Origin of the sequence: Pontibacter mangrovi (assembly GCF_006385705.1) — a bacterium.
GTDB lineage: Bacteria > Bacteroidota > Bacteroidia > Cytophagales > Hymenobacteraceae > Pontibacter > Pontibacter mangrovi.
In genome coordinates this window covers 40,169-54,976 of the sequence record NZ_VFRQ01000001.1, presented here as the reverse complement: position 1 = coordinate 54,976, position 14,808 = coordinate 40,169, and the positions used below count along the sequence as shown (strand labels likewise).

Below are 14,808 nucleotides of genomic sequence, written 5' to 3'. Positions count from 1 at the left end.
AGTGTTAAGCCTTTAGATACTAAGTGCTATACTTGTTGTTTAAGAGCGAAAAATATCTAATTTTTGCCAAACGGTAATGCCATTAACCTGACACTTACCTACAAGCACATTATAGGCAAAAGTAGCATATTTAGCCGTAATCAGGAACAATTGCTTAAAAATTACGCCTGCATTGCCTTATTAAAGACAGACCATTATGCCATACAAGGAAAAAGAAATAGAGAAGCAATACTATACCATCGGCGAGGTAGCCGGCATGTTCGACGTAGCCCCATCGCTCATTCGCTTTTGGGAAACCGAGTTTGAGCAAATCAAACCGAAGAAGAATAAGAAAGGCAACCGGCAGTATACTTCCAAAGACATAGAGACGCTGCGCACCATCTATCACCTGGTAAAGGAGCGCGGCTATACCATACAGGGTGCCCGTGAGGTGATGAAAAACAAGCCGGTGCAGGCCAAGGACAAGATGGAGATGGTGGAATCTTTGGAGAAGGTAAAGGCGTTTCTGCTGGGCATCAAAGACCAACTGAACACCAAAGCCTAAAAGCTGCGTAGTTCTTTACCTATGGTAGAGGAACAGAATATCTACGAGGTTGCCATTACCCGCATGCCCGGTGTGGGTGCCCAGCTAACGCGCCAGCTCGTGAGCTATTGCGGCTCGCCAAAGGCTGTTTTTGAGGCACCGCCGGCCAGGTTGCAAAAGATCCCGGGCGTGGGGCCCAAACTCATCCAAAGTATAAAAGAGAACGCCAGAGCCACGCTGCTGCAGGCGGAGGAGTGGGTAAAGCGTGCGGAGGAAGAGGAGGTGCAGCTGCTGTTTTATACTTCGCCCAGGTTTCCGGACCGGCTGAAACAAACTCCGGATGCGCCCACGCTTTTATACTTCCGGGGCAACGCCAACCTCAACCAACGCCGCATCATCAGCATGGTAGGCACCAGGCAGATAACCACTTATGGCCAGACGGTAACGGAGCGCATTGTGGAGGAACTGAAGCCCTATAGCGCCATGATCGTGAGCGGACTGGCTTATGGCGTGGACGTGGTGGCGCACCGGGCGGCGCTGCAGGCGGGCTTGCCTACCATCGGTGTGATGGCCAGCGGACCCGAGACGATTTACCCGGCCGTGCACCGCAAGTATGCCGAACGCATGCTCACGCAGGGTGGCTTGATAACCGAAAACCCCTTCGGCACCAAACCCGATGCCCCGCGCTTTCCGGCCCGCAACCGCATCATCGCCGGCATGAGCGACTGCACCATTGTAGTAGAAGCTGCTATGAAAAGCGGCACCCTTATCACCGCCGACATCGCCCACAGCTATGACAAGGAGGTAATGGCTGTGCCGGGCAATATCACTTCTCCTGTTTCGGAAGGTACCAACCACCTGATCAAATCGCTGAAAGCCGTGGCTTATACTTCGGTGCAGGACCTGGTGGAGCTGCTGAACTGGGATTTGGAGGATGAGGCCGCTGCCAAAAAGAAAACCTCCGCCTTCGACCCCACTGAATTTAACGAGGATGAACTCAAAGTACTACAAGTGCTGCAGCAAAGCCGCGAGGAGCACATGGACAACCTGAGTTGGAAGGCACAGGTGCCTATAAGTCTGCTGGCCTCGGTGCTGTTAGGGCTGGAGTTTAAAGGAATGGTAAAGGCGCTGCCGGGTAAGCGGTTTATGCTGTTGTGATTGTTGGTTGTTAGTTGTTGGTTGCTGGTTGTTTCTTGAGTAAATAAAGCACGAAAGCAATAATTAGCACTCATGAAATTCTTACTCTAACTGAACCAACCATTTAACAATCTAACAATTTAACAATTAAAGACCCTTCAGCTCCCGGTATACCTGCTCATAAATCGGCACCTCCACCCTGTACTTCTCGGCCTCCCGCACAATGTAGCCGGTCAGGTTTTCCAGCTCGGTTCTGTTGCCGTCCGCAAAGTCGCGCTCCATGGAGGAGGTAGCCCCCTGCGGCAGTTTCTCCACCACCGCTAGGTTGCGCGCCACCATGTCCTGCGGCAGGTGTATACCTTTGGCTTTTGCCACCTGTACCAGTTCCTGCATCAACTGCTGTAGTTGCTGCCGCAGCGGCTCCTGCTCCATGATCCGGCCCATACTTTGATGCGTAAGCGAGGTAAGGCTGGCCACCGGCGAGATAAACGAGAATTTCTCCCATACCTTCGCCTCTACCTCCTGCTCATAGTATTCGTGATTGATACCGGCATCGTCGAAAAGCCATTTTATATGCTGTAGTTTATCCTGCGGGAGCTTTGGGTTGCCCCACACTAGGCGGTTATACTTGCCCTGCACCTGCACCACGCCGGGTGCTTTGATGCTGGAGATGATGTACACGCAGCCCCACAGCACCTGCGCCTCCGGGAAGCGCCGCTGCAGGTATTCTATACTTTCCACGCCATTCAGCAAGGGCAAAATCATGGTCTCCGAAGTTATACTTGGGGCAAACTGCTCGGCCACCTGCTCCAGGCTGTAGCTCTTCACGCAGAACAGGATGAGGTCGAGTTGTCCGAGCTCTCCAGGCTTGTCCGTCACCACATCTGGGAGCACTGTCAGGGTTTCCTGCTCCAGTTCCAGCTTCAGCCCTTCCTGCTCTATTTTCTCTTTGTGCGCGCCTCTGGCTACAAAGATGATTTCATACTTATCGTCTCCGGCAAAGCGCTGCGCCAGCCTGCCGCCGTAGTAGCCGCCCACGCCGCCAATGCCCACGACAGCTATTCTATACTTTTGATTTTCCATTTAGTACAAGCCATGTTTACGGTCCGCGATCACTTTCTCGAAATCCCACTCCACCCGCTCCCGGAATGGCTGCCGGCGCACCTGGCAATCGGATTTAGTGCACACCGCACAGGACGGCAAAATGCAGGGGTCAGTATGAATGAAGAGCTCTATGCTTGGGTCGATCTTCTCCCGCACCAGCTGCGCCACGGCCTCCACCTCGTCGTGCGCCTCCTGCACGTTCAGGTACCAGGGCACCGTCAGGTGGCAGTCAATGTGGAGCGTGGAGCCATACTTGATAACGCGCAGGTTGTGTATGTCGATCCAGTTCTCGCGGCGGTTTTCGCTCAGGGCCTGCACAATGCGCTGCAGTAGCTCATAGTCTGCTTCATCCATGATGCCTGCAATGGAAGACCTGAGAATGCGGTAGCCGGTAAAGCCGATCATCAGCCCGAAAGCAATCGCCACCACACTATCGAGCCACACCATGCCGGTAATGTATATGAGCAAAAGCCCAATGAGAATACCCACCGTAGAGTAAGCGTCAGTTTTAAGGTGCTTGCCACCCGCAGCCAGCACCAGCGAGTTGTTCTGCCTGCCTTTCCGCTCCGTAATAAATCCTACAATATAGTTTACCAGTCCCGCTGCGGCGGTCAGGATAATGCCCAGGTCCAGTTGGTAAAGCGGGATAGGCTTGATCAGGTTAAGTATGGATTTGACGATAATGGCACCGCCGGCCACCAGAATAAGCGCCCCTTCCAAGGTGGCGGCCACAAACTCGATTTTGCCGTGCCCGTAAGGGTGGTTCTCATCTTTGGGCCGGGCCGAGAGCACCAGGCTGTACAGGGAGAAAGCACCGGCCACCACGTTGATGATTGATTCCAGCGCGTCGGTAAGGATGGCGTTGGAGTTTGTGAGCATGAAGGCCAGGAATTTGGCGATCAGAAGCACCACGCCCACCAGCACAACAAACAGCTGCAGCCGAATATTCTCGCTGAGGTTATTGATTTTTTTTAGCAAAGTAGATAAATCTTAAGAAGGCATACAATGGAAAAGATGCCTTGCCACGCAGACATGGGCAAAGGTAAACAACTGAAGCACCAAAGTCCACTGGAATGCGGCGTTTCGGCGCAAAAGCTGCTAAGCGCAAAGCCGAGCCCTAATCAACCAACGTATCGCTCAGGTCTAGCCAGTTGGGGTTCATCGACTCCACTAGGCGGATGGTGGCGTCGTGGTTGCCCTTTTTCAGCTGCTGCTCGCGGCTTCGCGCCTCCTCCTCCTGGCGGTAATGCTCGTAGTACACCAGCCTTGCCGGTTGAGAAGGCAGGCTACTCTCTGTTGGCAGTGCCATAGTGTGCGACAGTTCCTGCAGGTCTCCTGAAACGCCTATCTCCACCTTCTCGCGGGGTTGGTCGCTAAAAATATACACAAAGTAGTGCGGCTGATGTGCTTGCATAAAATTCCCTTCCGTTCGTTCATACTATACGATCCATAGAACGCAGCGTTAGCCGATAATCGCATGGAATATCCAAACATTCCCTTAGTTTTAGAAAATCTTACCCAATACTTTACACCTATACTTCGCTTACGTAGTAATAATCTATAGAAAAACATCGCACACCTCTTCTGAAAGCCTGCCTATGCTTGTGTTACAAAAAGAGTACGCCACCGTGGAAGTAGAGCCCGGATTAAGCCTGCTGAAGCTTACCTGGCTGAGGCAGCCAACGGATGAGGAGTTTAAGCAAGCTTTTTCGAAAAGTCTGGAGGAATGCCTGGAGCACGGCCTAAGGCTGTTTCTTTCGATCAACAGCGCGGGCATTAGTATGGATGTGGGCCTGCAGCGCTGGGCCTCCGCGTTTGGCGCCGATTTCCTGAAGAGGCTCCGGCTGGAGCGCTATGCGCGCGTGATCCCCTCTGATGCCATGCAGGAACTCATAACCTTGAAGATGTTTGACCAGGTACAGGAACTGCGCCCCGGACAAATCGATCTCAGAACTTTTTACAGCCCTGATACGGCATTTAAGTGGCTAACCAGCGGTGCGTAACTACTTTTACTAAACAGCGGTACACTTACCAGAAGTATAAGATACATATTGATACAACGTGTCACCCATGCCGATCAGCCCCAAACTCGAAAAACTTTTAGAGAAAGTATATGAGCCGCAGCAGCGCTTTGATCAGAAATTCTCCGGAAAAGACATCACGTTTATCACCAACGAACTGGGCGAGCCTGTGACGTTGTTTATAGGCAAACGCAACGAAGACGGAAGTATAGCCGGGGAGCGTTTTGTGCGCCGCATCGTGCGGCAACCACAGGGCAATGTGATCTTAAAAAGCCACTGGGAGAAAAAAGGCAGCGTTAGCCGCGGCTAGGGCTACAGCTCTTCCAGGTCGTAGTCTTTGCCTTTGCCATACTTGATCAGGTCGTTCAGCAGGTATGTCTCCAGCGTCAGCAGGTCCTTTACACGGTACACCTCCTCCTGCGGCATCTCCACCACCTGAAACTCATGGGTTTCGCCATAGTTCGTAAGCCTGTACTTCTTGCCTCTGCGGAGGTTGTCGAGTGAAATCGCCATAAATGCCTTCTGTGCTGTTTAAATTTCAGCAAATATACGTAGCCCGATACAATATGACTGGGAAAGTATAAATAATACGCGCAGCCCCCCTTTCCGGCACCGGAACATGCAACATTTAACATTTTAGAATTATCTTAGCACTTCAACTTTAAAGTATAAGTATAGCGATACAAGATGTCAGAGTATAATTTCAACCAGATTGAGAAGAAGTGGCAGCGTTACTGGGAAGAGAACCAGACGTTTAAAGCCACGGCCACCAGTGATAAGCCAAAGTACTACGCCCTGGATATGTTCCCGTACCCTTCCGGCGCGGGCCTGCATGTGGGCCACCCGCTTGGCTACATCGCCTCTGACATCGTGAGCCGCTACAAGCGCCTGAAAGGTTATAATGTGCTGCACCCGATGGGCTTCGACGCCTTTGGTCTGCCAGCCGAGCAGTACGCCATCCAGACGGGCCAGCACCCGGCCATCACCACCGAGCAGAACATTGAACGCTACGTGGAGCAGCTGAAGAACATCGGTTTCTCTTTTGACTGGGAGCGCGAAATCCGCACCTATGAACCCAACTACTACAAATGGACGCAGTGGATCTTCATGCAGCTGTTTAACAGCTACTACAACTACACTTCTGATAGAGCGGAAAGCATAGACAAGATCATCGCTGCGTTCGAAGCCAACGGAAACGCCAACGTGAACGCTGCCTGCGACGAAGACACCCCCGCCTTTACCGCTGAAGAGTGGAAAAGTATGAACGAGCAGCAGCAGTCAGAAATTCTGCTCAAGTATAGACTGACATACGTGGCCGAAGCCGTGGTGAACTGGTGCCCTGCCCTGGGAACGGTGCTGGCCAACGACGAAGTAGTAGGCGGCGTGTCGGAGCGCGGCGGCTACCCGGTAGAGCGCAAGAAAATGCGCCAGTGGATGATGCGCATCACCGCCTATGCGGAGCGTTTGCTGCAGGGCCTGGAAACTATAGACTGGCCGGAGCCGATCAAGGAGATGCAGCGCAACTGGATCGGTAAATCCGTGGGCGCCGAGCTGGATTTTTCTATAGAAGGCGCAGCGGATAAGATCAAAGTATTTACCACCCGTATCGATACAATTTTCGGGGTGTCGTTTGTGGTGCTGGCGCCGGAGCATGAGCTGGTGGAGCAAATTACGACAGCGGAGCAACGCGCTGCGGTGGAGGAGTACGTGAACGTGGCCAAGAACCGCTCGGAGCGCGAGCGCATGACGGATGTAAAAACCGTAAGCGGCGTGTTTACAGGCGCTTACGCCGTCAACCCGCTTTCCGGCGATAAAGTACAAATCTGGATTGCCGATTACGTACTAGCTGGTTACGGTACAGGAGCCGTCATGGCCGTTCCGGGCCACGATAGCCGCGATTATGCCTTCGCCAAGCACTTCGGCCTGCCGATTCCGCAGGTAGTGGAAGGCGGCAACATTGAGGAGGAAGCCTACGCAGGCAAAGAAGGCAAGATCATCAACTCCGGCTTTTTGAACGGGCTGGAGGTGAAAGAGGCTATCAAAGCAGGCATCGCCAAAGCCGAGGAGCTGGGCGTAGGCAAAGGCCGCACGCAGTACCGCATGCGTGATGCCGTGTTCAGCCGCCAGCGGTATTGGGGCGAGCCGGTGCCGGTATACTTTAAAGACGGCGTGCCGCACCTGATCAAAGTGGAGGAGCTGCCGCTGGAGTTGCCAAAGATCGACCAGTACCTGCCCACCGAAACAGGCGAGCCGCCACTGGGCCGCGCCGTGGACTGGAAGTATGAGAATCAATATGAGTATGAACTGAGCACTATGCCGGGTTGGGCAGGAAGTAGCTGGTACTGGTACCGCTACATGGACCCGCAGAACGACAGTGCCTTTGCCGATGAGGATGTTGTAAAGTACTGGCGCAACGTGGACCTCTACATCGGGGGCTCTGAGCACGCCACGGGCCATTTGCTGTACTCTCGCTTCTGGAACAAGTTTATGTATGACTTGGGGCTGGTAGTGGAACAGGAGCCGTTTAAAAAGCTCATCAACCAGGGCATGATCCAGGGACGTTCGAACTTCGTGTACCGCATCAACGGCACGAACAAGTATGTTTCCTTCGGCCTGAAAGATCAATATGAGACATCGCCGCTGCACGTGGACGTGAACATCGTCGACAACGACGTGTTGGACCTGGAGGCTTTCAAGAGCTGGAGACCGGAGAACGCCGACGCCGAATTTATATTGGAAGATTGCAAGTATATCTGCGGTGTGGAGATCGAGAAAATGTCGAAGTCGAAGTATAACGTGGTGAACCCAGACGACATTGTGGAGCGCCAGGGAGCAGACACGCTGCGCATGTACGAGATGTTCCTAGGTCCGCTGGAGCAGTTCAAGCCCTGGAACACCAACGGCATGGACGGCGTGCACAAGTTCCTGAAGAAGTACTGGAAGCTGTTCTTTGACAAGCAGGGAAACCTGCAGGTAACCGACGAGGAGCCGACGGCTGAGGAGCTGAAGTCGCTGCACAAGACGATCAAAAAGGTGGAGGAAGACATCGAGCGCTTCTCGTTCAACACGTCTGTTTCCACCTTCATGATCTGCGTGAACGAGCTGAACCAGCTCAAGTGCCACAAGCGCGCCATCCTGGAGCCGCTCACCGTCATCCTCTCCCCTTACGCGCCGCACATCACCGAGGAGTTGTGGGAGCAGTTGGGCCACAAGGAAAGCATCAGCTATGCCGAATTCCCGCAATGGAAGGAAGAGTACCTGGTGGAGAACACCTTTGAATACCCGGTATCGGTAAATGGTAAGATGCGCGCCAAGCTTACTTTTGCCCTGGATGCCCCGCGCGAGGAAATTGAAAAGGCGGTGCTGGCCGAGGAACAGGTTACGAAGTTTTTTGACGGGAAAGCACCAAAGAAAATTATTATTGTCCCTAACAAAATCATCAACGTGGTGGTATAAATAATCCCCATTTACCAACTAACGACGTAAAAAGCCGCTTCAGCAAAATGCTGGGCGGCTTTTTTCTTTTAGCAGCACCTGCACTACAACTTGTCTATCAGCAGCTTACGCAGTGCAGTATGAATCCTCTCCCTTTGCTGCGCCGAAGTTATTTTTTCCCTGCCCCGGAGCGACTGGCGCAGTCTTGCATCTTCCACCGACAATACCACCCTGCTCTCCTACCTTGGCATTGCCATACTTCTGTTTGGGGTGGCATCCAACCGGACAAAAATAAAATAGAGGTGACGGAAAAGGTTGCAGCCTCTTCCATCACCTCTTTGCGCTTTAAGGTGAGCAAGTATACTTTAAGAACTAAAGATTGTTAAGCGCTTACAGCTTCCACTGTTGCATTTTCCTCCACTTGTTTAATAGACTGGCGCACTTTGCCAAGCAGCTCTACCAGCGTATCAGCCTCCTCCAGCGTCAGCCCCTGCATCATGGCATCCAGTTGATGCAGGTTTCGTTCGATCTCCTGGCAAAGCCCCTCTCCTTCCGGAGTGATCAGGATATTAACCAAGCGTTTATCAGAAGGGTTTTGGGTAACCGACACGAGGCCTTTGGCACTCAGCCGGCTTACTAGCCTGGATGTGTCCGACATTCTGTCCAGCATCTTCTCGCGGAGAAACGAAGTAGAGACAGGCTTGGGAAACTGGTCTCGCAAAATCCGAAGGGCATTATACTGCTGGCTCGTGATCTTGTGCCTTTTAAAGAAGCTCTCATGCCCGTGGCTCAGAAAGCCATACGTGTAAATGATGCTCAGACTAGCTTTCTGCCACTCGTTCCGAAACGAGTGGATTCCAATTTCTGTGTTAAAGGTCATAGTGTTTAAAGGTGAGTTTCTCAATAATAATAAATTTTATCGAAAAATCTCAGCCTCTGCACAATAATTTAACCTCTAAAACGATACAATATTCCTAAAATCCACAAATAGCTCAATTACAATGGCGCAACAACCATGTCTGCACACTGAGAATGAAGAAAAAAAATTCTCAAACCCTAGGCAAGCCCTATGGAAGCTTTCTGCGCTTTCGTGAGCTTGGCGGCAACCAGCAAGTATGAATCATCTATCCACTGCCGCAGCAACAGATCGGGCAGGCCGCTCTCCGGCTGCACCATGTTCCAGTGCACTTTGCTCATGTGGTGACCGGGCTGCACCTGTGGGTACTGTTCTCTCAGCTCCACAGCCTTTTCAGGGTCGCACTTCAGGTTGATGCCTTTGTTGAACTCAGCAATACTGCACAGCGCATACATTTTACCGCATACTTTAAAAACCAGCGTGTCTTCGTCGAAAGGCATTTCTTCGGTTGTACCAGCCTTTTCTAGACAATAGTCCCTGAGCTCCTCTATGTTCATGGGCTTTAAATGTGGGTGATGATGAAGTATATAGCGCCAGCCAAAAACATCAAGATGGATATTTTATTGATGGTGTGCATGGTGCGCAGGTTGAAGTTGGTCTTACGGTTCGGGTCTTTCTTCCGAAAAAAATATGTAGCCACTTCAGTAAAGTCGAAAAGTCCCTTTTTCATGATACATGGTGTTATGGATGTGAAAAGAAGTATAAAGTGCTGCGGGCACTTTATACTTTTGGTATTGTAAAGCGGGCGCGGGATAAAGAACTGCGGAGGCTTAATAAGTATAAGTTATACTTCCTCCTCCAGCTTCACCGGCTCAATCCACCTGCTGTCTTCTCTAATCAGCTCAATTAGTTCGTCTACGGCACGCTCGGCAGGCACCGACTTCTTTACCACCGTTTGGCCGCGGTAAAGCGCGATCTTGTCTTTGCCCACACCTACGTAACCATAGTCTGCATCTGCCATCTCGCCCGGTCCGTTCACAATGCAGCCCATAATACCGATCTTCACGCCTTTCAGGTGGTCGGTGCGCTTGCGGATCATAGCGGTGGTTTCCTGCAGGTCGAACAAGGTGCGGCCGCAGCTCGGGCAGCTGATATACTCGGTCTTGCTCATGCGCGTGCGGGCGGCCTGCAGTATACCGAAGCTCAGCTTGTTCAGCGTGTCAATGGTTTGCAGTTCTTCCTGTTTCTCCAGCGCCGGCAACAGCTCCGTGCTCAACAGCACACCATCCCCCAAACCGTCAATCAGCAAGCCGCCCACGTCGGTAGCGGCATACAACTGCACCTGGTCCGGCGTCAGCTCACCGTAAGCGCGCTTTATAATGCACGGCGTCTGCACGTCGTTGTTCATCAGGCGCACAAAACATTTCCGAAGCTCCGGCATGGCGTGCTCGTTCTGGGTGTGCAGCACCAGCACAGCGGTCTTGTCCTGCTTCAGTGCCGCCATCAGCTCCGGTGTAATCTCGTGCACGGTGGCAAGTATAAAATTAAGGGTGCTATGGCGCTCGGCATTGCTCAGGTATACTTCTGGGCTCATCAGCGGCTGCCGGTCCTCGCGCCCCTCCGCCTGTAGCCAGGCAGCGTGGTTCACCATCTCCTTCAGGCCGTTTGGCAGCATAAAGCTGATCGGGTGATTGCCGGTATAGATATAGTCTGCGCCCAGGTCGTTCATGTTAAACTTGTCGAGCAGCATGGAGTACAGGTGGCCAACCGACTTCAGGTCGGCATACTTTATATCTTCCAGTCGGCTCAGGTCGGCCACCACGCGCGGCACGTTCAGCCCTCCCAGGTTCTCCACCTCCACCGTTTGTCGGCGGTGGTACTGGAACGGGTCGATCGGGTTCTTGCACAGCGGCTTAATGTACTGCGCCTTTTCAGCGCGGTGGGTATAACGGTCGATCAGGGCCTGCGCCACAGGTGCCTCTGCCTCCGGGGCCTCCGTCAGCGACACGCGCACCGTATCGCCCAGACCGTCCTCCAGCAACGTGCCGATGCCAACTGCCGATTTAATGCGTCCGTCCTCTGCCTCGCCGGCTTCTGTTACGCCCAGGTGCAGCGGGTATGGCTGCAGTCCCTCCTCCTCCAGCTTCTGCACCAGCAGACGGTAGGCCTGCACCATCACCTGCGTGTTCGACGCTTTCATCGAGATCACAATATCATAGTAGCCTTCGTCTTCGCAAATGCGGATAAACTCCAGCGCACTCTCCACCATGCCCAGCGGCGTGTCGCCGTAGCGGCTCAGGATGCGGTCAGACAAAGAGCCGTGGTTGGTGCCGATGCGCATGGCCGTGCCGTGCTCCTTGCAGATGCGCACCAGCGGCATAAAGCGCTCCCGAATCCGGTCCAGCTCCGCCTGGTACGAGGCATCGTCATATTCTATTACCTGGAATTTCTTCTTATCGGCATAGTTGCCCGGGTTCACGCGCACCTTCTCCACGATGCGGGCAGCCACCTCGGCGGCATTTGGGGTAAAGTGGATGTCGGCGATGAGCGGTACATTGTAGCCGCGCCTGTGCAGCTCTTCCTTGATGTTCCGCAGGTTTTCCGCCTCTTTTATACTAGGCGCCGTAATCCGAATATACTCGCAACCCGCTTCAATCATGCGGATGCACTGCTCCACCGAACCCTGGGTATCCATTGTATCCACCGTTGTCATCGACTGCACCCGTATCGGGTTGTCGCCGCCAACCGGCACTCCTCCAATATTAACTACGCGCGTCTTACGGCGCTTATAGGCTACCAGGCTCGGGCAATAAGCCTTGCCTCCCTGATCAAGTTGACATTCCATATGTCTTTAACTAAAGTATCCTCTGCTTTGTTCAAAGGGCAAAATACGCAAATTTCTGCGCAAACTCTCCCTTCCAGCGTCCTTTTCGCATGGCGCGGACCTGTCATTGCTTTGCCAAGGTATAACAGCGTGTGCGCCGACAGCGTTTCGTTTACGTAAAAGAAGTATAAACTGGAAGAAGATGATTTATATGCAACAGTTCATACCCCGCAACGCCGGCCAAAAACTGGAGCGGCTGCAGCAGTGGGCGCGGCTTCGGCAGGAGCAGATGTCGGACGCCATTTACCTGACCAAAAATACGGTGCTGGATTACCTGCTGCACCAGTTGGAGCGCGGCAACTGGCGCGGCGTGCAGGACGTGCTGCACGGCAAGCCCATGACGAGGGCCGGCAAGTTTATGTATAGTGAGCTGCGTGACCGGGTGGTGGGCAGGCTGATCATGCGGCTGGGCCTGCGGAAGGCCATTGCGGTTGTGCTGGCGCTGGTGCTGCTCCCGGTTATTCTGGCGCAGGCGTCTGGAGGGCTTTTCCGTAAGCTGAGGTCATAAAAGAACAGCGGCACCTACTAAGAGGTGCCGCTGCCTTTCAACCTTATTTAAGCTTATTATTAGTGGCGGAACAGTAGCTCGCGGTACTTTACCAGTGGCCAGTCCTCGTCGTCCACCATCAGCTCCAGTTTATCCACGGCGTAGCGGATAGGCTCAAAATAGCTCAGCACCTGCTCGTTATACAGGATCGCCCGCTCCCGGACGTCATCCACCTTGTTGGCAACCTTGCGGGCATTAACCATGTCGCGCACATTTTTCTGGATGGCGCTGATATGGCCAGACATTTTCTTGATGCCCTCTATCGTGCTTTCGGTGTACTCGTCTTCCAGCCCCAGCTCCTTTAATCCGCGGATGTTCTGGATGAGCTTGTTCTGGTAAGCAATAGCGGTCGGGATGACGTGGTTGATGGCCAGATCGCCCATGATGCGCGACTCGATCTGTATCTTTTTAATATATTCTTCGAGCAGGATCTCGTGGCGGGCCTCCAGTTCCACTTCTGTAAAGATGCCGTGGTTGGCAAAAATCTCCTTCACCTCCTGCTTGTCATACACATCAAGCGAAAGCGGCGTGGACTTGATGTTGGAAAGGCCGCGGCGCTCCGCTTCCTCTTCCCACTCTTGGGAGTAGCCATTCCCCTCGAAACGGATGGCCTTTGAAGCCGCCACGTACTCACGAAGAATCTGAATGATCGCCACTTCCTTTTTATTGCCCTGCTCAATCAGCTCATCCACTGACTTGCGGAACTGCTGCAGCTGGTCGGCCACAATGGTGTTCAGCACCGTCATCGGGGAAGAGGAGTTGGCAGAAGAACCTACCGCGCGGAACTCGAACTTATTTCCGGTAAAAGCAAAGGGCGAGGTGCGGTTACGGTCGGTGTTATCGCGCAGCACTTCCGGAATGCGGTCGATGCCCAGCTTCAGGTACATGTTATCGCCTTTCTCGATCGGCACCTTGGAAGTACGCTCAAACTCATCCAGCACGGCCGTGAGCTGCTGCCCTATAAAAACGGACATGATAGCCGGAGGCGCTTCGTTGGCGCCCAGGCGGTGATCGTTGCTGGCCGAGGCTATACTTGCGCGCAGCAGGTCGGCGTGGGTAAACACCGCTTTGATCGTGTTGATGAAGAAGGTCAGGAACTGCAGGTTCTCTTTCGGCTTTTTACCGGGACCCAGCAAGTTTACGCCGGTATTGGTGCTCATAGCCCAGTTGTTGTGCTTACCGCTACCGTTTACGCCTTTAAAAGGCTTCTCGTGCAGCAGCACTTTATAACCGTGGCGCTCTGCTACACGGTCCATGATGTCCATCAGCAGCTGGTTGTGGTCCACGGCCAGGTTGGCGTCCTCAAAGGTTGGGGCGCACTCAAATTGGTTTGGCGCTACCTCGTTGTGGCGGGTTCTTAGCGGAATGCCCAGCTTCAGGGCCGTCTTTTCGAAATCAACCATAAAGGCATGCACCCTGCTTGGAATGCTGCCGAAGTAGTGGTCCTCCAGCTGCTGGCCTTTGGCAGGCGCATGCCCGAAAACGGTGCGGCCGGAAATCACCAGGTCAGGGCGCGCCTCGTACAGGGCTCTGTCTACCAGGAAATACTCCTGCTCTATGCCCAGTGTGGTATTTACTTTGGTTACGTCCTTATCAAAATACTGGCAAACAGGCACTGCGGCATCGTTCAGCAGCTTCAGCGACTTCAGAAGCGGGGTTTTATAGTCCAGCGCCTCGCCAGTGTAGGATACAAAGATAGTGGGTATACAAAGCGTCTTGGTACCCGCGTTCTCAATGAGGAAAGCCGGAGAAGTCGGGTCCCAGGCGCTGTAGCCACGGGCCTCGAAGGTATTGCGGATGCCGCCACTCGGAAACGAGGAAGCGTCGGGCTCCTGCTGCACCAGGGCACTGCCCTTAAAGGTCTCAATGGCCTCGCCTTCGCCGCTCAGGTCAAAAAAAGAATCGTGCTTTTCGGCTGTGGCCCCTGTTAAGGGCTGAAACCAGTGCGTATAATGGGTGGCGCCTTTGCTCATGGCCCAGGTCCTCATGGCTGCGGCCACTGCGTCAGCCAGGTCACGCCCTACTCTGCTACCTTCTTCTACCGTGCGCTGCAGGCGCTTATAATTGTCGCTAGATAACGTAGCACGCAGGGCTTCTTTGCTAAAAACGTTTTCCCCGAAATAATCGGAGATTTTGTGGGAAGGCAGCTGCACCTCACCGGGTTTACGCTGGCTGGCTAGCTCAAGCGCTTTGAATCTAAGTATGGCCATGGGTTTAGGGATGGGTTTAACAACAGTAAAGTTAGAGATAAATTTTTAACACCAAACAAATAGGGTGTAAATTTTAAAGGGTAATTCCAAG

15 protein-coding genes are annotated in these 14,808 nt (G+C 53.2%); 6 read left to right on the top strand and 9 right to left on the bottom strand.

Annotated elements, in window-relative coordinates; genetic code table 11:
- Positions 1-196 precede the first annotated feature (196 nt).
- Together FJM65_RS00250 and dprA are read left to right on the top strand one after the other, a co-directional pair.
- Complete coding sequence (locus FJM65_RS00250) at positions 197-544, top strand: MerR family transcriptional regulator (protein WP_140618150.1); 348 nt, start codon at positions 197-199, stop codon at positions 542-544.
- Positions 545-565: 21 nt separating this feature from the next.
- Positions 566-1,681, top strand: coding sequence for a DNA-processing protein DprA (gene dprA, locus FJM65_RS00245; protein WP_239022773.1), 1,116 nt, complete (start codon positions 566-568; stop codon positions 1,679-1,681).
- 126 nt (positions 1,682-1,807) lie between these two features.
- Here the strand turns inward: dprA and FJM65_RS00240 are convergent, their stop codons facing one another.
- The 3 genes from FJM65_RS00240 to FJM65_RS00230 all read right to left on the bottom strand — a co-directional run bounded on the left by FJM65_RS00240 (position 1,808) and on the right by FJM65_RS00230 (position 4,178).
- Positions 1,808-2,743 carry a ketopantoate reductase family protein gene (locus FJM65_RS00240; protein WP_140618148.1) on the bottom strand — a complete coding sequence of 312 codons (936 nt, stop codon included), beginning with the start codon at positions 2,741-2,743 and terminating at the stop codon, positions 1,808-1,810.
- On the bottom strand, positions 2,744-3,742 hold the full coding sequence (locus tag FJM65_RS00235; RefSeq protein ID WP_140618146.1) for a cation diffusion facilitator family transporter: 999 nt from the start codon (positions 3,740-3,742) through the stop codon (positions 2,744-2,746).
- A 139-nt stretch (positions 3,743-3,881) separates the two neighbouring features.
- A complete protein-coding gene (locus FJM65_RS00230; RefSeq protein ID WP_140618143.1) occupies positions 3,882-4,178 on the bottom strand; it encodes a GIY-YIG nuclease family protein in 297 nt (98 codons plus the stop codon).
- Positions 4,179-4,362: 184 nt separating this feature from the next.
- Here FJM65_RS00230 and FJM65_RS00225 point away from each other — a divergent pair, with 184 nt between their 5' ends.
- Complete coding sequence (locus FJM65_RS00225; RefSeq protein WP_140618141.1) at positions 4,363-4,767, top strand: hypothetical protein; 405 nt, start codon at positions 4,363-4,365, stop codon at positions 4,765-4,767.
- A 67-nt stretch (positions 4,768-4,834) separates the two neighbouring features.
- Positions 4,835-5,095, top strand: a complete 261-nt coding sequence (locus tag FJM65_RS00220) for a hypothetical protein (RefSeq protein WP_140618138.1) — start codon at positions 4,835-4,837, stop codon at positions 5,093-5,095.
- Positions 5,096-5,097: 2 nt separating this feature from the next.
- On the opposite strand, the gene FJM65_RS00215 is transcribed toward FJM65_RS00220, so the two are convergent.
- Positions 5,098-5,298, bottom strand: coding sequence for a hypothetical protein (locus FJM65_RS00215; RefSeq protein ID WP_140618136.1), 201 nt, complete (start codon positions 5,296-5,298; stop codon positions 5,098-5,100).
- 174 nt (positions 5,299-5,472) lie between these two features.
- On the opposite strand from FJM65_RS00215, the gene leuS reads away from it, so the two are divergent.
- Complete coding sequence (leuS, locus tag FJM65_RS00210) at positions 5,473-8,241, top strand: leucine--tRNA ligase (RefSeq protein WP_140618134.1); 2,769 nt, start codon at positions 5,473-5,475, stop codon at positions 8,239-8,241.
- A 361-nt stretch (positions 8,242-8,602) separates the two neighbouring features.
- On the opposite strand, the gene FJM65_RS00205 is transcribed toward leuS, so the two are convergent.
- From FJM65_RS00205 to ispG, 4 genes are all read right to left on the bottom strand, one after another.
- The gene (locus FJM65_RS00205; protein WP_140618132.1) at positions 8,603-9,100 is read right to left on the bottom strand and encodes a MarR family winged helix-turn-helix transcriptional regulator; all 498 of its coding nucleotides are present in this window, start codon (positions 9,098-9,100) and stop codon (positions 8,603-8,605) included.
- A 176-nt stretch (positions 9,101-9,276) separates the two neighbouring features.
- Complete coding sequence (locus tag FJM65_RS00200) at positions 9,277-9,633, bottom strand: MmcQ/YjbR family DNA-binding protein (protein ID WP_140618130.1); 357 nt, start codon at positions 9,631-9,633, stop codon at positions 9,277-9,279.
- Between the two features lie 5 nt (positions 9,634-9,638).
- Positions 9,639-9,806, bottom strand: coding sequence for a DUF6728 family protein (locus FJM65_RS21125; RefSeq protein ID WP_181163598.1), 168 nt, complete (start codon positions 9,804-9,806; stop codon positions 9,639-9,641).
- Positions 9,807-9,920: 114 nt separating this feature from the next.
- Positions 9,921-11,921: a (E)-4-hydroxy-3-methylbut-2-enyl-diphosphate synthase gene (ispG, locus tag FJM65_RS00195; RefSeq protein ID WP_140618128.1), complete on the bottom strand. Its 2,001-nt coding sequence runs from the start codon at positions 11,919-11,921 to the stop codon at positions 9,921-9,923.
- Positions 11,922-12,102: 181 nt separating this feature from the next.
- Here ispG and FJM65_RS00190 point away from each other — a divergent pair, with 181 nt between their 5' ends.
- Complete coding sequence (locus FJM65_RS00190; RefSeq protein WP_140618126.1) at positions 12,103-12,468, top strand: hypothetical protein; 366 nt, start codon at positions 12,103-12,105, stop codon at positions 12,466-12,468.
- A 59-nt stretch (positions 12,469-12,527) separates the two neighbouring features.
- On the opposite strand, the gene FJM65_RS00185 is transcribed toward FJM65_RS00190, so the two are convergent.
- Entirely contained in the window at positions 12,528-14,717 is a 2,190-nt protein-coding gene (locus FJM65_RS00185; protein ID WP_140618123.1) for a glutamine synthetase III family protein, read from the bottom strand.
- Between the last annotated feature and the right edge of the window lie 91 nt (positions 14,718-14,808).